The organism is Microbispora sitophila (assembly GCF_014892245.1).
GTDB lineage: Bacteria > Actinomycetota > Actinomycetes > Streptosporangiales > Streptosporangiaceae > Microbispora > Microbispora siamensis.
Genome location: NZ_JADBGC010000037.1, coordinates 1 through 24,085 on the forward strand (window position 1 = coordinate 1; position 24,085 = coordinate 24,085).

General features: G+C 71.6%; 20 protein-coding genes and 1 pseudogene. 11 read left to right on the forward strand and 10 right to left on the reverse strand.

Features of this window, described 5'->3' with window-relative positions; genetic code table 11:
• Positions 1 to 437 (forward strand): cellulose binding domain-containing protein (locus tag IL992_RS41685; RefSeq protein WP_193208808.1); only part of this gene is annotated, 437 nt, incomplete at its 5' end.
• 93 nt (positions 438 to 530) lie between these two features.
• On the opposite strand, the gene IL992_RS41690 is transcribed toward IL992_RS41685, so the two are convergent.
• Positions 531 to 1,061, reverse strand: a complete 531-nt coding sequence (locus tag IL992_RS41690) for an XdhC family protein (RefSeq protein ID WP_193208809.1) — start codon at positions 1,059 to 1,061, stop codon at positions 531 to 533.
• A 90-nt stretch (positions 1,062 to 1,151) separates the two neighbouring features.
• On the opposite strand from IL992_RS41690, the gene IL992_RS41695 reads away from it, so the two are divergent.
• Both IL992_RS41695 and IL992_RS41700 read left to right on the forward strand, forming a co-directional pair.
• On the forward strand, positions 1,152 to 1,880 hold the full coding sequence (locus IL992_RS41695) for an ABC transporter permease (protein ID WP_193208869.1): 729 nt from the start codon (positions 1,152 to 1,154) through the stop codon (positions 1,878 to 1,880).
• Between the two features lie 160 nt (positions 1,881 to 2,040).
• Positions 2,041 to 5,070 carry an MGH1-like glycoside hydrolase domain-containing protein gene (locus IL992_RS41700; protein WP_193208810.1) on the forward strand — a complete coding sequence of 1,010 codons (3,030 nt, stop codon included), beginning with the start codon at positions 2,041 to 2,043 and terminating at the stop codon, positions 5,068 to 5,070.
• 287 nt (positions 5,071 to 5,357) lie between these two features.
• Here the strand turns inward: IL992_RS41700 and IL992_RS41705 are convergent.
• A pseudogene (locus tag IL992_RS41705) lies at positions 5,358 to 5,612 on the reverse strand (dihydroxy-acid dehydratase domain-containing protein); the annotation flags it as partial.
• Positions 5,613 to 5,755: 143 nt separating this feature from the next.
• On the opposite strand from IL992_RS41705, the gene IL992_RS41710 reads away from it, so the two are divergent.
• Positions 5,756 to 6,283 carry an MmyB family transcriptional regulator gene (locus IL992_RS41710; protein ID WP_226874773.1) on the forward strand — a complete coding sequence of 176 codons (528 nt, stop codon included), beginning with the start codon at positions 5,756 to 5,758 and terminating at the stop codon, positions 6,281 to 6,283.
• Between the two features lie 77 nt (positions 6,284 to 6,360).
• On the opposite strand, the gene IL992_RS41715 is transcribed toward IL992_RS41710, so the two are convergent.
• Both IL992_RS41715 and IL992_RS41720 read right to left on the reverse strand, forming a co-directional pair.
• On the reverse strand, positions 6,361 to 9,126 hold the full coding sequence (locus tag IL992_RS41715) for an AbfB domain-containing protein (protein ID WP_193208811.1): 2,766 nt from the start codon (positions 9,124 to 9,126) through the stop codon (positions 6,361 to 6,363).
• Between the two features lie 5 nt (positions 9,127 to 9,131).
• Entirely contained in the window at positions 9,132 to 10,652 is a 1,521-nt protein-coding gene (locus IL992_RS41720) for a ricin-type beta-trefoil lectin domain protein (protein ID WP_319019168.1), read from the reverse strand.
• Positions 10,653 to 11,028: 376 nt separating this feature from the next.
• On the opposite strand from IL992_RS41720, the gene IL992_RS41725 reads away from it, so the two are divergent.
• The 3 genes from IL992_RS41725 (at position 11,029) to IL992_RS41735 (ending at position 13,957) form a co-directional block, all read left to right on the forward strand.
• Positions 11,029 to 11,694 carry a hypothetical protein gene (locus IL992_RS41725; RefSeq protein WP_193208812.1) on the forward strand — a complete coding sequence of 222 codons (666 nt, stop codon included), beginning with the start codon at positions 11,029 to 11,031 and terminating at the stop codon, positions 11,692 to 11,694.
• Between the two features lie 116 nt (positions 11,695 to 11,810).
• Positions 11,811 to 12,233: a CBS domain-containing protein gene (locus tag IL992_RS41730; protein WP_193208813.1), complete on the forward strand. Its 423-nt coding sequence runs from the start codon at positions 11,811 to 11,813 to the stop codon at positions 12,231 to 12,233.
• A gap of 203 nt (positions 12,234 to 12,436) precedes the next feature.
• Complete coding sequence (locus IL992_RS41735; protein WP_193208814.1) at positions 12,437 to 13,957, forward strand: serine/threonine-protein kinase; 1,521 nt, start codon at positions 12,437 to 12,439, stop codon at positions 13,955 to 13,957.
• A 23-nt stretch (positions 13,958 to 13,980) separates the two neighbouring features.
• Here IL992_RS41735 and IL992_RS41740 read toward each other — a convergent pair whose 3' ends face one another.
• Positions 13,981 to 15,021, reverse strand: coding sequence for a LacI family DNA-binding transcriptional regulator (locus IL992_RS41740; protein ID WP_193208815.1), 1,041 nt, complete (start codon positions 15,019 to 15,021; stop codon positions 13,981 to 13,983).
• A 137-nt stretch (positions 15,022 to 15,158) separates the two neighbouring features.
• Between IL992_RS41740 and IL992_RS41745 the strand changes: the two genes are divergently transcribed.
• The 4 genes from IL992_RS41745 to IL992_RS41760 are packed head-to-tail and all read left to right on the forward strand — an operon-like array spanning position 15,159 to position 20,379.
• The gene (locus IL992_RS41745) at positions 15,159 to 16,529 is read left to right on the forward strand and encodes an ABC transporter substrate-binding protein (protein ID WP_193208816.1); all 1,371 of its coding nucleotides are present in this window, start codon (positions 15,159 to 15,161) and stop codon (positions 16,527 to 16,529) included.
• Complete coding sequence (locus IL992_RS41750) at positions 16,529 to 17,455, forward strand: carbohydrate ABC transporter permease (RefSeq protein ID WP_193208817.1); 927 nt, start codon at positions 16,529 to 16,531, stop codon at positions 17,453 to 17,455. The genes IL992_RS41745 and IL992_RS41750 overlap by 1 nt, the downstream gene beginning before the upstream one ends.
• The gene (locus IL992_RS41755; RefSeq protein WP_193208818.1) at positions 17,452 to 18,294 is read left to right on the forward strand and encodes a carbohydrate ABC transporter permease; all 843 of its coding nucleotides are present in this window, start codon (positions 17,452 to 17,454) and stop codon (positions 18,292 to 18,294) included. The genes IL992_RS41750 and IL992_RS41755 overlap by 4 nt, the downstream gene beginning before the upstream one ends.
• Before the next feature lie 30 nt (positions 18,295 to 18,324).
• Positions 18,325 to 20,379: a glycoside hydrolase family 2 protein gene (locus IL992_RS41760; protein WP_193208819.1), complete on the forward strand. Its 2,055-nt coding sequence runs from the start codon at positions 18,325 to 18,327 to the stop codon at positions 20,377 to 20,379.
• Between the two features lie 75 nt (positions 20,380 to 20,454).
• On the opposite strand, the gene IL992_RS41765 is transcribed toward IL992_RS41760, so the two are convergent.
• The 5 genes from IL992_RS41765 to IL992_RS41785 all read right to left on the reverse strand — a co-directional run bounded on the left by IL992_RS41765 (position 20,455) and on the right by IL992_RS41785 (position 24,049).
• Positions 20,455 to 20,775 (reverse strand): DUF6510 family protein, encoded by a 321-nt coding sequence (locus IL992_RS41765; RefSeq protein ID WP_193208820.1) that lies wholly within the window; start codon positions 20,773 to 20,775, stop codon positions 20,455 to 20,457.
• 1 nt (position 20,776) lies between these two features.
• Positions 20,777 to 21,472: a ferredoxin reductase gene (locus IL992_RS41770; protein WP_193208821.1), complete on the reverse strand. Its 696-nt coding sequence runs from the start codon at positions 21,470 to 21,472 to the stop codon at positions 20,777 to 20,779.
• Positions 21,465 to 22,064, reverse strand: coding sequence for a sulfite oxidase-like oxidoreductase (locus tag IL992_RS41775; protein ID WP_193208822.1), 600 nt, complete (start codon positions 22,062 to 22,064; stop codon positions 21,465 to 21,467). The genes IL992_RS41770 and IL992_RS41775 overlap by 8 nt, the downstream gene beginning before the upstream one ends.
• Positions 22,065 to 22,131: 67 nt before the next feature.
• Complete coding sequence (locus IL992_RS41780) at positions 22,132 to 23,301, reverse strand: zinc-dependent alcohol dehydrogenase (protein WP_193208823.1); 1,170 nt, start codon at positions 23,299 to 23,301, stop codon at positions 22,132 to 22,134.
• A gap of 10 nt (positions 23,302 to 23,311) precedes the next feature.
• Complete coding sequence (locus IL992_RS41785) at positions 23,312 to 24,049, reverse strand: SRPBCC family protein (RefSeq protein ID WP_193208824.1); 738 nt, start codon at positions 24,047 to 24,049, stop codon at positions 23,312 to 23,314.
• Positions 24,050 to 24,085 lie beyond the last annotated feature (36 nt).

A 24,085-nucleotide genomic window follows, 5' to 3' on the forward strand; every position in this document is an offset into this window, starting at 1 on the left:
CCTCGGTCCTCAACGCCCTCAACGCCGCCGGCCCGAACACCTCGCCCAGCCCCACCCCGCCGGTCAGCCCCAGCCCCACCCCGCCGGTCAGCCCGAGCCCGACGCCGCCGGTCAGCCCCTCGCCCGGCGATTCGCCGCAGCCGGGCGGGTGCAGCGCGACGATCCGTACGGTGAACTCCTGGCCCGGAGGGTTCCAGTCCGAGGTCACGGTCCGTGCCGGTAGCTCGGCGGTCAACGGCTGGACGGTGAACTGGAGCTGGTCCGGCTCCCCGTCCATCACTCAGCTGTGGGGCGGCGTCAAGTCGGGCTCCGGCGCCTCGGTCTCCGTGCGCAACGAGTCCTGGAACGGCACGCTGTCCGCCGGCGGCACCACCACCTTCGGGTTCGTCGCCAACGGCAGCGCGGAGACGCCGACGCTGACGTGCAGCGCCTCCTGACCGGTGCGACCGTGATGACGCGCTCCTGACCAGGAGGAGCGTGCAGGGGCACCCCCGCCACCCGCGGGGGTGCCCCCTGTGCGTGGCGGGGAGTCAGTGCGCGAAGCCGCCGGGCCTGCCGTTCCTGTCGGCGATCAGGCCCGCGAGCGTGGCCACCGCGATCTCCGGAGGCGTACGGGAGCCGATGTTCAGCCCGATCGGACGATGCACGCGGGCGATCTCCTCGGGTGCGACGCCCAGCTCGGTCAGCACCCGCACGTGCGGGCCCGGGTGGCGGGGACTGCCCATGACGCCGATCCAGCGCGCGGGGCTGCCGAGAACGTCACGCAGTATCGGCCCGATCTCCGCGCGGTGGTGGTCGGTGACGACCACGTCGGCCGTGCCGTCCACGTGGTCGCCCACCTCCCTGACCACCGGGGCCGAGCCCGCCGGGAGCCCGCCGAGCCCGCGGTCGGGATCGGGTTCCAGCAGGATCGGCCGGAAGCCCAGCTCGGCGCCGAAGCGCAGCAGGTGAGTCGCCACCGGAGACGCGAACACCGCGACCAGCGTCCGCCGCTCCTCCTCGGGAAGCGCTTCGCCGTGGGCGGCCGCGCACGCGGGGTCCTCGTCATGGCTGTGGCTCATGTCCGCAGTTTCCCAGCCGCGCGGCCCGAGGGGCGACCCCCGGGTCTCCCCGGGGTGCGAGGGCACGGGGAGGATCGGGCTGTGAACACGATGCTTCCGGTGACCCCGATGCTCGGCGTCGTGATGGCGCTGCTCGCGCTGGCGGGGGCCGCCGTCGCCGCCCTGGGCAGGTCCGGCCATGCCGTGGCCGTGCTGACCGCCGCGGGGCGGGCCGCCGTCCAGCTCGCCCTGGTGTCCCTCGTCATCGGGTGGGTGATCGGGCTGCTGCCCGCCGTGGTGCTGTTCCTGCTCGTCATGTACGGCGTTGCGAGCGGCACCGCCGGTCGGCGGATCACGCGGGGGAGGGCCGGCTGGTGGGCCGCCGTGCCGATCGCGGCGGGCACGGCGCCGGTGGTGGTCCTGATGCTGGTCACGGGCGTCCTGCCGGCGCGCGGGATCACCCTGATCCCGGTGACCGGCATCCTGCTGGGCGGATGCCTCACCGCGACCTCGCTCGCCGGACACCGCGCGCTCGACGAGCTGCGGCAGCGGCGCGGGGAGGTCGAGGCCGCGCTGGCGCTGGGGTTCTCCCCTCGGGACGCGGCGCTGGAGATCTGCCGCCCGGCCGCCGCGCGGGCGCTCGTGCCCGCGCTCGACCAGACCCGTACGGTGGGCCTGGTCACGCTGCCCGGCGCGTTCGTCGGCATGATGCTGGCCGGTTCCGATCCCGTGCACGCGGGAGCCGTACAGCTCGCGGTGCTCGTCGCCCTGCTGGCCGCCGAGTCGGTGGCCGTCGTGGTCACGATCGAACTCGCCGCCCGCGGCCGTTTCCCGCGCTGACCCGTGATCCCACGGCTATTGCCTTTCCTCCACGGCTGGTCAAGACTGAGCAACATCGGTCAGATTCGGTCGCGCCGATCGGTTGGGTGCGATCGAATCTGAGCGATTTCGCCTGCCGTCACCCCTCCCCCTGCAAACGCTGAGAACGCCCGAGGTGACCATGAGACACGCCGTCGCGGTGCTCGCGACGCTCGCGGCGCTGGCCGCGCCGACCGCCCTGATCCCCGCCCCGGCCGAGGCCGCCCACGCCCAGGCGCCGCCCGCGGCGTATCCGGAGGTCGGCAGGGGCACCGCCTTCCTGGACCACGACGCGCTCGTGTCGGGCCACGCCGAGCCGGAGTGGTACAAGGCCAACATCCCGTTCCTGGAGGTGCCCGACCGGGAGATCCAGGACGTCTACTACTACCGCTGGAGCACCTACAAGCGGCACATCCGCTACACCGACTCCGCGAGCGGCGACGTCATCACCGAGTTCCACAACCCGCCCGGATACGCCGCACCGCTCGGCGGCATCGTGGCCGCCGCGGGTCACCACGTGTACGAGGGGCGCTGGCTGCGCGACACCCGCCCGATCGACGACTACCTCACCTACTGGCTGCAGGGACCGGGCGCCGGTCCCAAGCCGAAGGAGGACTACGTCAACAAGGACACCGACGACTGGGCCCACCAGTACTCCTGGTGGGCGGCCGACGCGGCCTACCAGCGCTACCTGGTGACCGGCGACGCGTCCTTCGTCGAGGGGTTGCTGCCCGACCTGGTCCGGCAGTACGACAAGTGGGGCGGCCAGTACGACGCGAAGCTCGGGCTCTACTGGTCGGTGCCGGTGTGGGACGCGATGGAGTACACCGCCTCCTCCTACGAGACCGACCCGGCCGATCCCTACCACGGCGGCGCGGGCTACCGGCCGACGCTGAACGCCTACCAGTACGGCGACGCCAGGGCGATCGCGGCCATCGCGGACATGGGTGGCGACAAGGCCCTGGCCGAGAAGTTCGAGAAGCGGGCGGCGTCGCTGCGGGACGCGCTGCACCGCTACCTGTGGGACCCGCAGCGGTCCTTCTTCTACCACAAGGCCCGCGCCGACCTGGACCCGCAGCAGAGGCTGGTGTCCACCCGCGAGCAGATCGGCTTCGTGCCGTGGGCGTTCGACATGGCCAAGCCCGGTACGGAGAAGGCGTGGGCGCAACTGCTCGACCCGCAGGGGTTCGCCGCGCCGTACGGGCCGACCACCGCGGAGCGGCGCAGCCCGCTGTTCATGCGGGACGCCCTGAGCGGCTGCTGCCGCTGGGACGGGCCGAGCTGGCCCTACTCCACCTCGACGACGCTGACCGCGATGGCCAACCTGCTCGACGACTACGACCAGGACGTGGTCACCGCCGCCGACTACTACACCGTGCTGCGCGGCTACGCGCTCACGCAGTACAAGGACGGGCACCCGTACGTCGCCGAGGCGCACCATCCGGACGAGCCGCGCTGGATCTACGACTCCCGGGGTCACAGCGAGCACTACAACCACTCGACCTTCAACGACCTGGTGATCAGTGGCCTGATCGGGCTGCGCCCGCAGCCGGACGACAAGGTAATGCTGAACCCGCTCGTGCCGGCCGCGTGGGACTACTTCGCGCTGGAGAACGTGCCCTACCACGGGCACAACGTGACGGTCCTGTGGGACCGCGACGGCAGCAGGTATGGCCAGGGCGCGGGGATGCGGGTCTACGTGGACGGCAGGCCCGCCGCCCGGAGGGCGACGGTCGGCGAGCTGACCGCCCGGGTGCCGGCCGCGGTCGCGCCCGGCCGGTCCTCGCGGCCGAGCGACGACGCCGCCAACCCGTACGGCACCGGCTATCCCAAGCCGTTCGCGTCGTACACGAACGGCATCGACAACGTGTGGGACGCCGTGGACGGGCGGATCTTCTACGACGACATCCCGCACAACCGGTGGACCAACTACCGCTCCCCGAACGCCGAGGACCATCTGGGCGTGGACTTCGGCGTGCCGACCCGGGTGAGCGACGTGCGGTTCTACGCCTACGACGACGGCGGCGGGGTCAAGGCCCCGGCGTCGTATCGCCTGGAGTTCTGGGACGGCGCGGCGTGGCGCGAGGTGCCGGACCAGACCCGCACGCCCGAACGGCCCGTGGGCGCGGCGCTCAACCGCGTCACGTTCCCGGCCCTGACCACGACCAGGATCCGGCTGGTGTTCGGCAACCCGCCCGGCGCGTACGTCGGGGTCACCGAACTGCAGGCGTGGTCGCCCGCCGCGGGCGACACCACGGTGGACGTGGCCGTCGCCGGGCAGGCGCACGCGGGCGCGCCCGCGGAGATGACCACCACCTTCGCCAACCGGGGACGCACGCCCGCCACCCGGGTCACGGCGTCGCTGGCCGTGCCACCGGGCTGGTCGGCCGAGCCGGTCGGCAGCCCGCGCACCCCGGTGGTGCGGCCGGGCGGCGAGTTCACCGTACGCTGGCGGGTCGCGCCGCCCGCCGGAACCGCGCCGCGCCCCGGCGCCCACCCGGTGCGTGCGGTCGTCGAGTACGACGGGTCGGTTCGGGCCGTGAGCCCCTACGCCCAGGTGACCGTGGGGCTCGACCCGGACGCCTACGGCAAGACGGAGGCGGAGGACGACTTCGGCACCGACACCTCGGCGGGCTACACCCTCTACAAACCCGAGGGCGGCGAGGCCCTGCCGGTGGTCACGGCCGGCGGCGGCCGGTTCGCGGGCAGCGGCACACAGCCGTTCTTCGGCCTGGCCGCCGGACCGGCGAGGCTCTCGTCGGCCGACGCGATCAGTGTGGTCACGGCCGGGACGTTCGCCGGCAGCGGCAGCCCGGAGGACAGCGTGTTCGTCGGCTGGGTGAAGGACGCGGGCACCTACGTGACCGCCTGGTACAACAACACCCGCAAGCAGTCGGGCATCAACGTACGGGTCGGCGGCCGGTTCCTGGACACGCCGGGCGACGCCCCGCTGACCCTGAAGCCGGGCGACAGGTTCGCGCTGGTGCTGTCCGGCGACACCATCACCTCCTTCGCCTACACCGGCGGCCAATGGCGTCCGCTGCGTACGGCGGACATCGGCGGCACGCTCGCCACCCCGCAGGCCCGCGAGGGCTTCCGCTACGGCTTCGGCCTGCGCGGCACCTCCGGCACGATCGCGATCGCGGGCCTGGAGGGCCGCAGTTCCTCGTAGCGCGGGTGTACGTGAAGGACGCGCGCCGGCACCGGCTGACGGTACGGGCTCGGTCATCCGAGCAGTCGCACCGCTCCGGTGTCGGCGGACTGCGCCAGTGCCGCGTAGGCGCGCAGGGCCGTGGAGACGCGCCGGTCACGGCCGCGAGGCCGATAGCCGGTGCCCCCTTCCAGCCGGGCACGGCGGGCGGCGAGGTCCGCGTCGGGCACCCGGACGTCGAGGGTGCGTGCGGCGACGTCTTGCAACTCGCCCAGAATCGCGGGGATGCCGCCGGCCCGGTGGACGTCCTCGATGGAGTCGGCGATCAGGTCCCGGGACGGCAGCGAATACAGCATCCCGGCGTGTCCCATCGCGATGCCGTCGTCGACCGCGATGGTGTTGAACTCCCGCGTGATGCCGCCCGCGCCGGCGATGGCCTCGCACACGACGCGGCCCACCGGCTGCAGGTGCGTGTGGCCGGGGACGAACTCGGTGAAACTGTTGGCCACCGCGACCACCGGTTTGACGCCGATGTCCTGGCTCGGCACGCCGGAGGCGCGCATCAGGGCACACGCTCCGGCCGTGTTCCGTCCGTGGGTGACCGTCGCTGGAGCAGGGCCGCGACATCCAGCCCTCCCGCCAGGTCCTGGACGCTCTCGCCCGCACCCTGCGCCTGACCGCCACTGAGCACACCTATGTCCTCTCCCTGGCCGGATACGCCCCACGGCCCAGCCGGCCCGCAGAGCCGTCCGCGCACGCCGCGCCCGCTCACGTCCAGCGCCTCCTCGACGCGCTCGCCGGCTTCCCTGCCTACGCCATCGCCCCGGACTGGACGATCTGCGGGTGGAACGCCGCCTACACGACGCTGTATCCGAACGTGGCCGCGGCCGAACCGGGCGAGCGCAACCTGCTGTGGCTGGTCTTCACCGACCCTTACGTCCGCGACCTGCTGCCCGACTGGGAGACCACCAGCCGCCGGTTCCTCGCCGAGTTCCGTGCCGAGGCCGGGCCACGCCTCGGCGACCTGGCCCGCTCGCCGGTCGTCCAGCGCCTGCTACGGGTCAGCGAACCGTTCTGCGACGCCTGTCAGAGCCATCACATCGAGGGCTTCACCTCCCGCGAGCGGGTCTTCAGGCATCCGGTCGCGGGCATGGTGCGCTTGGAGCACCACCGGCTGGCCCCCGCCGACCACCCCGATCTGCACCTGGTCGTCTACACCCCCGTGGCCGGGTGAGAAGCTGCACCCGCTTTCCCGAAGACGCGGGAGAGCCGTCGTGCGGAGGACCTCCGCACGACGGCTCCCCTTCGCGGTTATGGAGCCCAGGCGGCGGTGACGGCCCAGCTCACGTCCTCGGCGTACGAGGCGGGGTTGTCGTAGGGATGCGCGCCGCCGCTGGAGGCGACCCAGACCTCCTCGGCGTAGTGCCGGACGTTCGCGCCCAGTTCGTTGAGCGACGCCAGGCGCACGCTTCCCGCGGTGCCGCCCGGCTGTGCGCAGAAGGTGGCGTCGCGGCGGAACAGGTCGCTGCCGTCCGGGGCGTCCAGGCGGACCCGGAAGTTGGAATGCCGCAGGTAGCGGCCCGGATAGTTGCGCGACTCCAGCGAGTAGCAGGTCGGCTGGGCCAGGCCGCGCCGTACGACGAAGGTCGCGTCGGATTTCAGCAGGGCGTCGCTCCCGGCGGTGACCACGTCGGTGCGGGCCAGGCTGCTGCGGTGCCGCAGGTAGCGGTCGGTGAACCCCGGCGTGGTGACCCGGAACGAGCGGGCCTGGTCGAGCGGCAAATCGGCGCCGCTGCGCCACAGGGGCACGGTCACCGCCCACGTGGTGTCGGCGGCGAAGCTCCCGGCGGCGTCCCAGGGGTTGGCGCCGCCCTGTTTGGCGACGTAGACGAGTTCCTTGTAGTGGCGGACGTAGTAGCCGCGCAGGTTGTAGGACTCCAGCCTGGTTCCGCCCTGCCCCTCGCGCGGGCAGAACGTTGCGTCGGCCGCGAACAGGGCGGTGCCGTCCTGGCGGTCCTTGCGCAGCCGATAGTCCGAGTGGCGCAGATACTCACCCGGGAAGTTGCGCGACTCGAACGACACGCACGAGGAGTCGGCCAGGCCCGGGCGCGTCCAGAACGTCGCGTCCTGCTTGGCCAGGTCGGCGCTCCCGCCGTCGATCACGTCGGTGCGGGCGAGCCCGTCCTGGTGGCGCAGGTAGCGGCCGGTGTAGCCGGGCGTGGTCACCCGCAGCGACACCGGCTCGCCCCGGGGGACGTCGGTGCCCGCCGCGACCGCCAGCAGGTGCCGGTTGGCCTCCCGTACGCGCGACTCGGTCATCTTGAGCACCCGGCGGTCGTAGGTGAAGAAACCGTTGACCTCGTTCTCCACGTCGTACGGCTCGGTGTAGACCGAGGCGGACAGCCCGCGGGTGTGCACGAGCCGTTCCACCTGCCGGGTGACCTCGACGTAGCGGTTGGTCAGCGACCCTTCGTCCGGATACAGGTCGCCGTAGGCGAACCCGGCGCCGGGCTGGTACTCGTGGCCCTGGACACGCCTGCCGAGGCCGCCGAACTCGCCGAGCACGGCGATGCGGGTGGCCGAGGGAAGCCGGGTGTCGGTCTCGCCGGGGACCTGATACCAGTGGTCGTCGATCACGTCGCCGTTCGTCGGCTCGGGGTCGGAGACGCAGCAGTTCGACCCGGAGTCGTGGTTGATCAGCCTGGTCGAGTCGATGGACCGGACCAGGTCGACGATGCGCTGGTTGTCGTACTCGCCCCAGCCCTCGTTGAACGGGATCCACATCACGATCGACGTGATGCCCTTGAGTTGCTCGACGATCCTGCGCAGCTCTGACTCGTAGTTGGCGTGGCTGCGCTCCGGCGTGTCGTCCACCGCGTCGAGCGAGGGCATGTCCTGCCAGACCATCAGGCCCAGCCTGTCGGCCCAGTAGTACCAGCGGGCGGGTTCGACCTTGATGTGCTTGCGGACCATCGTGAAGCCCAGGGCCTTCTGCCGCTCCAGGTCGAAGCGCAGCGCCTCGTCCGTCGGCGCGGTGTAGATGCCGTCCGGCCAGTAGCCCTGGTCGAGGGTGCCGAGGTGGAACACGAACTTCCCGTTCAGCACCGGGCGCTGCACGCCGCCGACGACCGCCTTGCCGATCGACCGCATGCCGAAGTAACCGGTCACGACGTCGCCGCCGCCGTTCCCCGTGAGCGTGACGCGCAGGTCGTACAGGAACGGGTCGTCCGGCGACCAGAGGCGGGCGTTCGGGACGGGGACGCGGATGTGCGCGCCGACCGCGCCGGTGGCCGAGCCGACGACCGTGCCGCCGCTCAGCACCTCGGCCCTGGCCTGGTCGCCGGTGCCCTGTACGACGAGGTCCAGGACCCCGGCGGACACGTCGGGCGTGGTGTCGAGCCGGGTGACGTGCGCGGCGTTCACCGGTTCTAGCCACACCGTCTGCCAGATGCCCGACGACGCGGTGTACCAGATGCCGCTCGGATTACGGCGCTGCTTGCCGATGGGGAACGTGCTGCCGTCGATCGGCGAGGACACGCCGACGATCAGCTCGTTGTCCCCCGGCCGCAGGGCGGAGGTGATGTCGAAGGAGAAGGCGTCGTAGCCGCCGGTGTGCCGGCCGACCTGGGCGCCGTTCACCCATACCCGGGCCTCCCAGGTGACCGCCCCGAAGTTGAGCATCACCCGGCGCCCGGTCCAGCCGGGCGGGACGGTGAAGACGCGCCGATAGAACATGGAGTCCTCATGGCGCTTGATCCCCGACAGAGCGGACTCGATCGGGTACGGCACGAGCACGCCCTCCGCGAGCGTCCGGCCGATCGGGGGCGAGCCGAGGTCGGACGCGCCGGCGAACTCCCACACGCCGTTGAGGTTGAGCCATTCGGGCCGGACGAGCTGGGGACGCGGATAGTCGGGCAGGGCGTTGGCGGGGGACACCTGGGCGGTCCAGGGCGTGGACAGGGGCGGCGTCTTCGGCTGCCAGACGGCGGCGGACGCGGCGGGCGCAATGAGGATCAGACAGGCCGCCGTGAGCAGGAGGGCGGTCGCGGCCGCGAGAATCCGGCGAAGCTGGATCATCGGCATCAGCCCCGCCGCCACTTCTGGTTGGCGCCGCCGTGGCACTCCCACTGGATCAGCCGGGCGCCGTCGTTCGGGTTCCAGCCGTCGATGTCGACGCACTTGTTGGACTGCGGATTGACCAGGTCACCGGCCGCGCTGAGCACGAACTGCTGAGCGGGGTTGCCGCTGCAGGTCGCGATCTGGATCACGGCGCCGTTGTCCCTGGACCCCCAGGCCACGTCCATGCACAGGTTGTTCTGCGTGCGCAGGGTGCCGCCGGTGAACGTCCACCGTTGCGCGTTGGTGCCGTTGCAGGTGTACATCTGCAACGGCACGCCGTCGCTGAAGTTCGCGCCCGGCACGTCGATGCACTTGTTGTTGAGGCTGCTGATCAGCGCGCTCGTGTCGCCGCCCGTGGTGGTCAGGCTCAGGCCGTACGCGCCGAGGATCTCATTGACCGGCTGGAAGAAGGTGGTGCCGCCGGTGGAGCAGTTCCCCGCGGCGCCGGAGGTGACGCCCTGCGCCTGGTCCCCGGACATGTAGGCGCCGCCCGAGTCGCCACCCTCCGCGCAGGCACTGGTCTGGGTGAGCCCGTAGACCAGCGAGCCGGAGTAGTTCACGGTCACGTTCTTGGCCTGGACGACCCCGCAGCGCCAGCCGGTGGTGCGCCCGGAGCGGCAGATCGACGCGCCGACGGGGGCCTCCTGGGAGCCGGCCACCGAGACGGTTCCGCCGCCGTAGTCGTTGACCCAGGGGCGCGGCGTCCAGTCGCCGTTGGTGCGCACCCAGGCGTAGTCGTTGTCGGGGAACGACGAGGCGGCGAAGGTGCCCTGGGCGACGTTGTTGTATCCCAGCGTCGGATTGCCGGCGCGCCCGCAGTGCCCGGCGGTGACGAATCCGCCGTTGTTCACCGAGAACCCGACGGAGCACAACACGGTGCCGTTGATGACGTACTGGTCCCCGCCCCGGATGTCGTAGACGGGGTGGGGGGCCTGGGCGACGGAGATCCGGGTCGCCGCGGCGTCGGCGGACGCGGCCTGCACGAATCCCGCCGCCGTGGCCTGGTCGGCGGCCGACACGACGACCGCGTTGGCGGCCGGGTCGACATACCAGCCGTAGACGCCGGTTCCCGCGGCGCCGGCGGCCCGGTCGAGCGCCGCCTTGACGGCGTTCAGCCGCCTGTCGCTGTGCTTCACGGAGACGGGCACGGCGCCCGCCTCGCGCACGCGCTCGGCATCGCCCGCGTCCAGGACTCCGGCGGCCAGGCGCTGCCGCGCGGGGTCGTACCAGGCGCCGGCGAAGCGGTCGCCGAGCTCGGCGCGGACCCGCCGTTCGACGGCCGCCGCCGCGGCTTCGTGCGTCTGGCGGACGCGCGCCTGCTCGGGGGTCAGGTGCAGGTCGCGCTGCAACGCCTGCTGCATCGTCGCCGGCGAGGCGCCGGGATCAGGTCTGGGGACAGGGGAGGGGGCGGCGTGCGCGGACACGGAGGGGAAGGCGAGCGCGACGGCGAACACCGCCGCGCCGGTCACCACGGTGAGTCTCACGGCAGTCCTTCTGGGGGGTGGAGGAGACGTGAGAGCGCTCTCTTAAAAGAACCTTTACAGTGGTATGACCGTCCGTCAAGACCCAACATTTCCCAACATATCCCGTCTTCGATCTTTGCTGTACGGGAGCGGAAGGACGCGGGCGGTCGCCCGCCGCCCGATCGAGGGCCGCGGGCCTGAATGGGAGAGCGTTTCCAGTCGGCCGAAGGCGACGTGCCGCGGAAGAATGTCGCGCCCCCGCCCGGCTGGATGACGGGTTCGAAGCGGGGGCGCGGGGTAGGCGTAGCACAGAGCGTTGCCGGCCCGGTTCCGGAACGACGTTATCGAGCTGTGAACCGGTTAAGGCGAACAACGTTTCGGCGAGGCGGTGGGCACCATGATGGACATCGAAGAGAAGCGTCGTCTGGTCCGGGGACTGCTGCGCGAGGTGGGGCGCGGCTTCGCCGAACCGCACGGGTTCGGGGTGACCAACAACCCCGCAAGCCTGTTTCAGCTGCTCTGTCTGTCGGTTCTGCTCCGCCGCAGCACTGATTACCACATAGCGGTCGCAGCCGCTCGGCAGCTGCGCGACCGTGGCTGGGCCACCGCGCAGAAACTCGCGGCCTCACCGTACGGGCAGCGGGCCGAGGCGCTGGCGCAGGCGGGGCACCGCCGGACGGCCAAACAGCTCGCGGACGTCCTCGGGGAGTTGGGCGGGGTCGTTGCGGATCGTTACAGCGGGGACCTGCGCCGGCTGCGGACCGAGGCACACCACGATCCCGGGCGGGAGCGGGAGCTGCTCAAGCGGTTGCCGGGTGTGGACGATCAAGTTGTGGATTTGTTCTTCCGCGAGGCGCAGGTGGTGTGGTCCGAGGTAGGACCGTTTGCCGATCGGCGCGCGCTGACCGCGTCCCGCAAGCTCGGCCTGGCCCGCACCGTCGAAGACTTGGCCGAACTGGCCAAGTCCGAGGAGTCGGAGCGCTTCGCGTGGCTGGTCGGCGCGCTCGCCCAGGTCGACCTCGATCGGCGCCACGAGGAGATCCGCGCCCTGTCCCGCCAGTGAGAGACCGGTGGGGGAGGCCGCGGCCCTGCCGGGCGGTCCACAGGGGCAGAAGAGGCCGGTCGGGCGGTTAAGACCGGCCGATGCGTGCAGGCAGGCGATGAGCAGGAGGGCGGAAGATGTCACAGCTGGTGCGCGAAGTGATGACGCCTGCCCCGGTCACCGTCCCCAGAGATGCCAGCGTCGTGCAAGCGGCCAGGCTCATGCGCGAGCACAATATCGGGGATGTACTGGTCACAGAAGATGACCGGCTTTACGGTGTGATGACCGACCGAGACATCGTGGTCCGCGTGGTCGCGGAGTCCCGTGACCCGACCGAAACGCCCGTGGGCGCGTGCTGCAGCAGTTCCGACCTGGCCACCGTAACCCCTGAACAGGACGCCACCCAGGCTTTGAACCTCATGCGCCACAAGGCGATTCGCCGGATCCCGGTGGTCGAGGAGGGGCGACCCGTGGGCGTCGTCTCGCTCGGTGACCTGGCACTGGAGGGAGATCCATCCTCGGCGCTCTCGGATATCAGCGCCGCACCGCCCAACATCTGAGCCCATCATGACCATGGGGTCCTCCAACGCTCTATCCAGTCGACAGCGAAGCTCACCAGGTTTGGACGAAAGGCGGAAACAGGGCTCGTTCCGGCATATGCCACCGGCGGCCCGCTCGCCTGATCTTCGTTGAACCGGGCCGTGCCGTCGATCTTCGGCGGGATACTGGGAGTGCCGTACGTGCCCCGACCCACCGGAGAGTCATGCCGCAGCCGCTGGAGCCGAGCGATCCCGTACGCCTGGGCTCCTACCGCATCACCGGCAGGATGGGCGAGGGCGGCCAGGGCGTCGTCTACCTGGGCGAGGCGGAGTCCGGCGACCTCGTCGCCGTCAAGCTCTTCCACGCGCGGCTCGGCCAGGACGCCGCGGCCCGCGCCGATTTCACCCGGGAGGCGGAGCTCGCCCGCAGGGTGGCCCGGTTCTGCACGGCCCAGGTGCTGGAGTCCGGCATGGACGGCGGCCGGCCGTACATCGTGAGCGAGTACGTCCAGGGGCCTCCGCTGAACCAGGTGGTGGCCACGCGGGGGCCGTTGTCGGGCGGCGCGCTCGAACGGCTCGCGATCGCGACGGCCACGGCTCTGGTCGCCCTGCACGACGCCGGGGTCCTGCACCGGGACTTCAAGCCGCAGAACGTGCTGATCGGGCCGGATGGGCCGCGCGTCATCGACTTCGGGATCGCCCGCGCCCTCGCCACCACGAGCACGATGACCAGCCAGGTCGTGGGAACGCCCGCCTACATGGCACCCGAGCAGCTCGCGGCCGGTGAGCTCGGCTTCGCCCTCGACGTGTTCGCCTGGGCGTCCACGATCGCGTTCGCCGCCACCGGCCGCCCGCCGTTCGGCGCCGACGCCATCCCCGCCATCATCAACAGGATCCTCAACCACGAGCCCGACCTGGAGGGGATCGAGGCGCCGCTGCGCGACCTGCTCGCGGCCTGCCTCGCCAAGGACCCGGGCCTGCGGCCGACCGCGCGGGAGATCCTCGACCGCCTCGTGCGCCCGCGCCACGACGCGGAAGCCGCATCCGGCGCGTCCGGGCCGGTCACCGTGCCGGGCGGCGGCGGGCGCAGGCGGGTCCGGGCCGCGATCGCCGCCGTGGTCGTGGCCGTGGCGGCCACGGCGGCCGCCGCCTTCGCGCTGCTGCCGTCCCTGTCATGGTCGTCTCTGCCCTGGTCATCGGCGGGGACCGGCGGCTCCGAGACGGAGCGAGCGGCGGCGGTCGGCACGGCCCCGGCCGCCTCGGCGGACACCGGCGGCGGCTCGTCTCCGTCCGAGGGTCCGTCGCCCACCGCCGCCTCGCGATCCGCGTCGCCCGACTCCTCACACCGGCCGCGGGTGAGCCGGTCCACGGCCAGGCCGGACGTCACGCGGCCGGCCCCGACGCGGACGGTCACCGCACGGCCGACCGTCCGCCATTCGAAGACGACCGCGCCGATCCCCGCCGATTCTCCGGCCGCGAAGCCGGCGGAGCCCTCGCCCACGCCGGCCAAGCGGGTCGTGGAGCTGGGACCCGGGCACTTCACCGAGTACTGCGTGAGCCTCGGCTGGGAGTGGGTCGAGTACCGGGAGACGCCCACGCCCGGCGCCTACTGCGTCAAGCGGAAAGGCGACACCATGTACCTCACCCAGAGCCGGCGCGACGCGGGCTGCCGCTGGCGATTCCACGACCCGAAGGCCTTCCACCGGTTCAAGGGCAAGGCGAACTACTGCTACACGTACCGCTGACCCTTGCGCCGGCGTCGGCCCGCTCAGGACGGGATCGCGGGCGACGCGGGCGCCTGGCCGGCCGTGCTCTCCCGGACGATCAGGCGATGCGGCACCACGATCTCGGCGGGCGGGCGGGGCGCCCCGCCGATCGACTCCATGAGGACGTCCACCGCCATGCGCGCGATCTCCTTCTTGTCCGGGGCGACGGTGGTGAGACTGGGAGTGCTGTACTGACCTTCCTCGATGTCGTCCATGCCGACCACGGCCACGTCGTCGGGGACGCGCAGCCCCGCACGGGTCAGCGCCCGCATCGCGCCGAGGGCGAGCAGGTCGTTGTAGCAGAACACGGCGTCGGGCGGCTCGGGCAGGGCGAGCAGCTGCTCCATGGCGGCGGCGCCCTGGCGGCGGTGGAACCGCGGAGTCGGCACGATGAGCCGCTCGTCCACCTCCAGTCCCTCCCGCACATGCGCCTGCCGGTAGCCGCTGGTGCGAAGCTGCGCGGTCTCGCCGGTGGCGTACGGCTGGTCGCCGATGGCGGCGACGCGACGCCGGCCGAGGCCCAGCAGATGCGCGGTGGCCTCCCTGGCGGCGCCCACGTTGTCGATGGCCACGTGGTGGAAGCTGCCGTTGAAGATGTGCTCGCCCAGCAGCACGATCGGGACCTGGTTGCCCCGGGCCCGCAACTCCTCGGCCGAGACGCTCAGCGGGCTCAGCAGTAGTCCGTCGAACATCGTGGCCCGCGAGTCCCGGCCCAGCAGCTCGCGCTCGCGCTCGCCGTCGCCGTCGGTCTGGTCGACCATCACCACGTAGCCGCGGGCGCGGGCGGCGGTGATCACCTCGCGGGCGAGCTCCGCGAAGTAGGGGACGTCCAGTTCGGGCACGACCAGGGCGATCATCCCGCTGCGGCCCTGCTTGAGGTTGCGGGCGATGAGGTTGGGGCGGTAGCCGAGCTCGTCCAGCGCGGCCTGCACGCGAGCGCGCAACTCGTCCGAGACTGGTGCGTACCCGTTGACCACGTTGGACACCGTGCGGATGGACACGTTCGCCCGCTTGGCGACGTCACGCAGGGTTGGACCGGCCATGCGTCTCCTATACCTCCGGCTGCTGGGGTTGGGAAGATCCTAACCGGCGCTTGCATCGTTGCAGACAAGCATGCACTATGTCTGCATCGTTGCAGAGCCCTCACAACGTCTTTTCCCGGACGGCGAGGAGTACTTAGATGACCCCATCCCCCATGGATCGCCGCGGGTTTCTCAAGGGAGCCCTCGGCGTCGGAGCCCTCGCCGCCACGGGCGGCGCGCTGACCGCCTGCGCTCCCGGCACGGGCGGCGCGGCGGCCCCCGGCAAGCTGGCCCAGCCCTCCGCCTCGGCGACGGCGGCCAAGGGCGAGATCACCGTCTGGAACCGGTCCGGTGACCTGTTCAAGGTGTTCGACGCGGCGATCGGCAGGTTCCGCGAGGCGTACCCGGGCGTCAAGGTCAACCACATGGCCGTGGATATCGACGCCAAGCTGGCGAACACGCTGATCAGCGGCACGGACGTGCCCGACGGCAGCTTCTGGGACGACGCCAAGATCGGCGGGCAGGCCGAGCACCTCTACGACCTCTCCGACCTGATCGCGCCCTACCGGGACCAGATCGCGCCGTACAAGCTGTCGGTGAACACCGTGGCGGGCAAGATCTACGGCGTGCCCTGGGATCTCGACCCGGGGCTGCTGTGGTATCGGGAGGACATCCTGCAGGAGGCGGGGGTCGATCCCGCCGGGCTGGCGACCTACGACGACCTGCTGACCGCGTCAAGGACGGTCCAGGACAAGTTCCCGAAGACCAAGCCCATCCACCTGGACAAGAGCCCGTTCCTCGGCCAGCTGTGGCTCGAGATGCTGGCCAACCAGCAGGGCACGAGCCTCACCGACACGCAGGGCAAGCTGCGGCTGGACTCGGCGGAGTACCGGCGGATCTTCACCTGGATCCAGACCGCGGTCAAGGACGGGCTCGCCACCCGGGCGCCCTACCTGGAGCCCGCCGACGTCAACACGCTCGACGGCGGCCAGCAGGTGTTCGTGCCGTGGGCGATCTGGTGGTCCTTCGCGCCGCAGCAGCTTCTCAAGGCCACCAAGGGCAAGTGGCGGGCGGCTCCGCTCCCCGCCTGGACGCCGGGCGGCCCGCGTAGCGGCGCCATGGGTGGCAGCAGCTTCGTCATTCCGGCCAAGGCCAAGAATCCGGAGCTGGCCTGGCTGCTGTACGAGTTCCTGTGCTTCAAGGAGCCCGGATACACCGCGCTGTACGGCCCGAGCAGCGTGTACCCCGGGGGCCTGTCGACCTCCGTCCCCAGTTTCACGCCCGCGCTCGACCCCGCCAAGCCGCTGTTCCAGCCGATCGACGCCCTCGGCGGTCAGGACCTGTGGAAGGTCGCCGTCGAGGCCGCCGCCACCATCCCGGCCGCGGCGCCCATCCCGGCATGGTGGGCCAAGTCGGTGGACTACCTGGGCGACAACATGCAGCGCCTCATGGACGGCACGATGTCGCCCGACGACGTCATCGGCGAATCGGCCGAGAAGATCCAGCGCAACCTGATCGACCGCTCCTGATGTCGGCTCTCACCACGATGGCGAGGTCCGGGCGGAGCGCCGGCGCGCGGCCGAGGTCGCGTCGCGGCACCCGGCTGTCGCCGTACCTGTTCGTCGCCCCGTTCTTCCTGGTCTTCGCCGCCTTCGGGATCTATCCGCTCGTCTTCGCGCTGCAGCTCAGCTTCACCCGCTGGCACGGCGCCGGCGCGGCCACCTGGGTCGGCCTGGGCAACTACGCCTACCTGCTGACCAGCCCGGAGTTCTGGGCCTCGCTCGGCAACAGCGCGGTGATGTGGCTGCTCATCGTGCCGATCCAGATCGTGGCCGGGCTCGGCGGCGCGGTGCTGCTGGCCAACGCGAAGCTGCGGTTGCGCGGGTTGTTCAGGGTGGCCTTCCTCGCGCCGTTCGTGACCCCGCTGGTGGCCATGGCACAAGTCTGGATCGTCGTGTTCGACCAGGACTACGGCCTGGTCAACCACCTGCTCAACCTCGTGGGTCTGCCCGACGTGGGCTGGTTGACCTCGACGGCGTGGTCCAAGCCGACGCTTGCGCTGCTGTTCCTGTGGAAGACGACAGGGTTCGCGATCATCATCCTGCTGGCCGGGCTGCAGGCAGTGCCGGCCGCCGTGTACGAGGCCGCCGCGATCGACGGGGCCTCTCGCCGGCGGCAGTTCTGGTCGCTGACCGTCCCGCTGGTACGCCGGAGCATGGCCTTCCTCGTGGTCGTGCAGACCCTCGCCGTGTTCCAGATGTTCGCCGAGCCCTTCGTGGTCACCGAAGGCGGCCCGTACGGCTCGACGACCACCGCCGGGCTCTACCTCTACGACCACATCACCGCCTCCGACCTCGGCACCGGCGCCGCGAACTCGTTCCTGCTGGTGCTGCTGGTCTTCGGGCTCTCCCTGGGCGCGGTCAGGCTGCTGCGGCCGAAAGACGAGGTGTCATGAACCAGACCAGGCCGGGCCCGGTGCAGTACGCCCTGCTGGCGCTGCTCGCCGCGGCGTTCCTCTACCCGATCTGGTGGGCGGTCAGCTCGTCGCTCAAGCCGGCCGCCGAGATCATCACCGACCCTCTCTCGGTGGGGCCTGTGACGCTGGACAACTACAGGGCGATGTTCGCCGACGTGCCGATCGGCACCGGCTTCGCGAACACCGCACTGGTGCTGGCCGTCAAGGGCGCGATGACGATGTTCTTCTGCCCGCTGGCCGGATACGCCTTCGCGAAGTACGCCTTTCCCGGCAAGAACGTGCTGTTCGGGATCGTGCTGCTCACCCTCATGCTGCCGACCCTGGTGCTGATCATCCCGCTGCTGCTGGAGATGAGCACCCTCGGCTGGGTCAACACCTACCAGGCGCTGATCCTGCCGGGCAGCATCGACGCGTTCAGCATCTTCTGGATGCGCCAGACCATCGCCGCCATCCCCGACGAGCTGATCGACGCCGGCCGGGTGGACGGCGCGAGCGAGTTCGGCGTCTTCGCCCGGGTCGTGCTCCCGGTGATCCGCCCCGGGCTGGCCGCGCTGGCCGTGCTGACCACCATGAACATCTACAACGACTTCGTCTGGCCGGTCGTCGCCGTCAACGACACCTCGCACCAGACGCTCCAGGTGGTGCTGTCCACGCTGGCGCAGAACGTCACCGGCAACCGGATCGGCGCGGACTTCGCCACCGTCTGGGGCGAGTTGCTCGCCGCGGGCAGCATCGCCATGCTGCCGCTCCTGGTGATCTTCGTCCTCCTCCAGCGCCACTTCATCAACGGCATCCTCGCCGGCAGCGTCAAAGGCTGACCAGGCACATCTCTCATGAAACGGAGCACCATGACCCCGCGCGCGGAATACCCCCGGCCCCACTTCGACCGATCGCACTCCTGGTCGAGCCTCAACGGCGAGTGGGACTTCCGGGCCGACACCGAGCAGGGCTGGAATCGGACTATCACCGTGCCCTTCGCCTGGGAGACCCCCGCCTCCGGCATCGAGGCCCACTGGCTGCCCGTGGCCTGGTATCGCCGCCGCGTCACCGTGCCCGCGGCCTGGGCGGGGCAGCGGGTCGTGCTCCACTTCGGCGCCGTGCACCACGAGGCCACCGTGTGGGTCAACGGCGTCGAGGTGGCCGCGCACCGCGGCGGCTACACGCCGTTCGAGGCCGACGTCACCGAGGCGCTGCGCGAGGGCGAACAGGAGATCGTCGTCCGGGTCGCCGCGCCGCTCGACAAGCGGGACATCGCGCACGGCAAGCAGCGCAGCGTTCCCCGTGACGACTTCGACGGCGTGTGCTTCACCCCCTCGTCGGGCATCTGGCAGAGCGTCTGGATGGAGGCGCGGCCGGCCACGCACATCGCCGCGCTGCGGCTGCGCCCCGCGGATGGCCTGACCGGCATCGTGGCCGAGGCGCGCGTCGAGGGCCCGGTGACGGAGACCCGGCTGCGGCTGTCCGTGCGCGGGTGCGGCCCATCGATCGAGGTGCCGGTCGGCCACGGGCCGGTGCGGGTGGAGCTGCCGATCGAGGAGCCGCGGCTGTGGTCGCCGGACGACCCGCACCTCTATCACGTGGACGCGGAGCTCGTCTCGCCCGCCGGCACCGACCGGGTCGCCGGATACACCGGGCTGCGCACGATCGACGTGGTGGGGGAGGATCTGTACCTCAACGGCCGCCGGCTGTTCGTCCGCGGCGTGCTCGACCAGGGCTACTGGCCGCGCACCGGCATCACGGCCCCCGACGACGCCGCGCTGCGCCGCGACATCGAACTGGCCGCCGCCGCCGGGTACAACCTGGTGCGCAAGCATCTGAAGCTGGAGGATCCCCGCTTCGTCCACCACGCCGACACCCTCGGCATGCTGGTCTGGGCCGAGCCCGCCGCCACCGGACGCTTCTCGCCCGAGTCCGTGGCCGCCTTCGAGGAGCAGATCGCTCCCATGGTCGAGCGTGACGGCAACTCCCCGGCGATCGTCATCTGGGGCCTGTACAACGAGGAGTGGGGTCTGGACTGGAACATCCCGGGCGACCCCGCCAAGCAGCAGGCGGCCGCCCGGGCGTACGACCTGCTGAAGAGCCTCGACGCGACCCGGCCCGCCGTGGACAACTCCGGCTGGACCCATGTCAGGACCGATCTGCTCGACTGGCACTACTACGACGAGTCCGCCGCGTCGTGGGGCAGGACCGTGGCCGCGCTGCTCGACGGCGAGCAGGACGACTTCCCCGTACGGCTCGGCCCCGACTTCGTGGTGCGCAAGAAGCTGGCCGGCACGCCGGCCCAGCCCCTGCGCGGGCTGCCCAACCTGAACAGCGAGTACGGCGGCGGCTTCACCTCCGTGGAACGCGCCTGGCATCTGCGCTGGCAGACCCAGGAGATGCGCCGCCACGACAGGCTCGCCGGGTATGTCTACACGGAGCTGTACGACATCGAGCACGAGTCGGCCGGACTGCTCGACTTCGAACGCCGCCCCAAGGACCTGGCCGGTGTGAACCCGGCCCATGTCAACGCCACCACGACGCTCGTGCTCGACGTCGTCCCGGTCGCGCCCGGCCGTGACCTGCTCAGCACGTCGCGCGAGGTCGCCGTCGGCGTGCGGGTCTCCCACCACGGCGCCGAGCCCGTGACCGGCCATCTGCACACCGCCTGGACCCCGGTCTTCGGTCCCGCTCCCGAGGGCGCCGTGCCTGCGGGTTCCTGGGAGCCGGGCCCCGCCGCGGAGGCGAAGCCGTTCCTGCTCGGTGCGGCCACCGAGGTCCGCGCCGTGCTTCCGGACGGCTGGACCAGCGGGCGGCTGCACATCGCTCTGGTCGGCGACGGGGGCGTCGTCGCCCGCTCCGCCCTGGACGTGGACACCCACACCGGCCACGTCATCGGAGACGACGCACAGGCCCGCCCCTGACGTGCCGGATTCCGGCAGGTAAGGCGATAGGGCGGTGAGCCGGCGGCCGGGCGACTCCGGCTGCCGGCCTGATCGTCATCGGTCCGCGCCGGCTCTCCCACCCTCGTCCGCGGCGACCGCGCTCGGGCTCGTGCCGCCCAGCGGGATGCGCAGGGAGACGGCGCCGCGCAGGTCGAGCCAGGCCGTGTCCGGGCTCCGGACCAGGCGCAGCACGACCTCCTCGCATCCCGGGCAGCGGGCCACGAGGCCGGGGGCCCGGTCGTACACGCGCAGCAAGGCCACCGGACCGGTCAGGCCGCACGAGGCGCAGCGGCTGACGGCGGCAGAGACATCGGTCGTGAAGATCTCGGCCAGCGGACCGGCCAGGGCGTTCCCGTCGAGATGGTCGGCCTGCATGTCAGTCTCCCGTGGGGCCGAAACGTTCGGTTCTGATACGGGCGGGGTCGTGGCCGAGCCCCACCAGGAGCGCCGCCGCGGCCTCCACGAAGCCGGTCGGGCCGCACACATAGCAGTCGGCCTCGCCGTACGGCCCGAGATCGGCGGCGGTGAGGCGGCCGGGCGGCCGCGGGTGCCCCTCGGGGGCCCGGCGCGTGTAGGCGAGCGTGACCGACACGCCCGGGTCGGGGCGCAGCAACTCGTCGGCGTAGCAGAGCCGCTCGGGCGAGCGCACGGCGTAGACCAGCCGGAACGGCGTGTCCGCCCCGGCGGCGCGGCGAGCCCTGATCATGGCCATCAGCGGCACGATGCCCGCGCCACCCGCGACCAGCAGCACCGGCGCGGGGCCGTCCGGGCGCCAGACGAACCAGCCGCCCACCGGGCCGCGCAGCTCCAGCTCGTCGCCGGGTTCCATGTCCAGCGTGAGGTACGGCGAGACCTCGCCGTCCGGCACCCGCTGCACGGTCAGCTCCACACCCTCGGGCCCGGCCAGAGAATAGCTGCGGCGGGCGGAGTAGCCGTCCTCGGCGGTGAGCTTGACGTCGACGTGCTGGCCGGCCAGATGGCCCGGCCAGCCGGGCACGTCGAAGACCAGCGTGCGGGCGGTGGAATTCTCGTCGCGCACCTTGACCAGGCGCGCGGCCCTCCACCTAGTCATCGGCGTAGCGCTGCTCGCGCCACGGGTCGCCGTAGTTGTGGTAGCCCGCGGTCTCCCAGAAACCCGGCCAGTCCTCGGTGAGCAGCCGGATGCCGCGCACCCACTTGGCCGACTTCCAGAAGTACAGGTGCGGCACCAGCAGCCTGGCCGGCCCGCCGTGGCTCGGCGCCAGCTCCTCGCCCTCGTAGCGGTAGGCGATCCACGCCTTGCCGTCCAGCAGGTCGTCGAGCGGCAGGTTCGTCGTGTAGCCGCCGTACGAGTGGACCAGCGCGTAGTCCGCCGTCGTCTCGACGTCCTCGAAGAGCACGTCGAGGGAGACGCCCCGCCAGCTGGTGCCGAGCTTGGACCAGCTGGTCACGCAGTGGATGTCGACGGCCGGCTCCTCGTACGGCAGCGCCGTCAGCTCCTGCCACGTCCACCGGTGCGTCTGCCCGATCTCGGTGTCGATCGTGAACTCCCACCGGTCGAGCGGCACGTGCGGCGTGGGCCCGGCCGACAGCACGGGGAAGTCCTCGGTGAGGTACTGGCCGGGCGGGAGCCGGTCGTCCTCGCCCCTGCGTCTGCCGCGGAACCCGCGGGTGAAGGTGGTCACCGGAGGATCGTAGAGTCCGCCGGGATGCCGCCGTCGCCCGGGGGCGGGGGAGACCTCCGGAACCTGGTCACGGCGTCAGGACGACCTTGTTGCACTCGTCCTGCTTGTCCCTGAACAGCTGGTAGCCGCGCGGGGCCTCGTCGAGCGGCAGACGGTGCGTGATCACGAAACTCGGGTCGATGTCGCCCTCGCGGATCCGCGCGAGCAGCGGCTTCAGGTAGCGCTGCACGTGGCACTGGCCGGCCTTCAGCGTCAGCGACCGGTTCATGACCACGCCCATCGGGAACTTGTCGAGGAAACCGGCGTAGAGCCCGATCACCGCCACGATCCCGCCGTTCCTGCAGTTCATGACGGCCTCGCGCAGGGCGTACGGCCTGTCGGTCTCCAGGTGGGTCGCCTGCTTCGTGCGGTCGTAGGCGTACAGCGCGGGGTTGGCGTAGTGGGCCTCCATGCCGACGGCGTCGATGCACGCGTCCGGCCCGCGGCCCGCGGTCAGGTCGAGCAGGGCCTCCCTGACGTCGACCTCCTCGTAGTCGAGGGTCGTCGCGCCCGCGCGCTCGGCGATCCGCAGGCGGTAGGCGAATCGGTCGATGCAGACGACCTGATCCGCGCCCATGAGGTAGGCGCCGGCCACCGCGAACTGGCCGACGGGTCCCGCTCCCCACACGGCGATGACGTCGCCGGGCTTGATCTCGCACATCTCGGCGCCCATCCACCCGGTGGGCAGGATGTCGGACAGGAACAGCACCTGCTCGTCGGCCAGCCCGTCCTCGATCTTGAGGGGGCCGACGTCCGCGAACGGCACGCGGGCGTACTCCGCCTGGCCGCCCGGGTAGCCGCCCAGCATGTGGGAGTAGCCGAAGATGCCGGCGGGGGAGTGGCCCAGGAACTTCTCCGCGAGCCCGGCGTTCGGATTGGAGTTCTCGCACACCGAATAGAGGCCGAGCTCGCAGGCGGCGCAGCGGCCGCAGGCGATCGGGAACGGGACGACCACGCGGTCGCCGACGTGGAGGTTCCGCACGTCGGGGCCCACCTCGACGACCTCGCCCATGAACTCGTGGCCGAGGATGTCGCCCTTCTTCATGGTGGGGACGAAGCCGTCGTACAGGTGCAGGTCGGAGCCGCAGACGGCGGTCGAGGTGACGCGAACGACGGCGTCGTGACCGTTCAGGATCCGCGGGTCGGGCACGTCGCGGACCTCGACGTCGCCGCGGCCCATCCAGCAGTTGGCCTTCATGGCGGACTCCTCACCGCACCGGCTGGGCCGGACGCCGTCTCAGCTGCCGCAGCGCCCGCGTCCCTTCCGGGCTGCCCTCCGACCGGACGACCTCGCCGGTCTCCATGACCTGCTTGAACCGGCGCAGGTCGTCGCGCACCTGCTGCTCGGGGTGCTCGCCCAGCAGCCTGGCGACCGCGAGGCCGGCTCTGCCTCCGGGCGGGTCGTACCGCAGGTGCACCCGCACCTCGGTGCCGCGCCCGCCGGGCGCCTCACAGAACCGCACGGTTCCGCTGTTCGGCACGAGCGCGGTGCTCGTCGAGCGCCAGGAGATCAGCTCGTCCCGGAGATCCTCGACGATCTTCGCGTCCCACTCGACCGCCATTCCGGCGGGGCCCCTGGCCGTCCAGTGGGTGACGCCGTCGATCGTCGTCACCGACGCCACGTGCGTCATGAAGGACGGCAGTCGCTCGAACCGGTGCCAGAACCGGTACGCCCGGTCACGCGGGCATTTCACCGTGACGGCGGCGTGCAGGTCCATGCCCTCACCGGGCGCGGCCCCGGGACGCCGCACGCATGCCCGCGTCGCCGCGTACGCGCCGGCTCCGGTGGCGGCGGCCGCTCCCGCCACCGCCGCGGGGCGGCCGAACCGCCGGACGGCGGACGGCGCGGCGAGCCGTACGCGTTCGAGGGCGGGACCCATCCGTTCCATCGCGCCGGACAGCGCCCGGGAGAGCCGCTCGGATGCGCGCTGATGTTCTCCGGTCATGTCGGCTTCGCCTCGCTCCCCGCTCGGGACGTACGT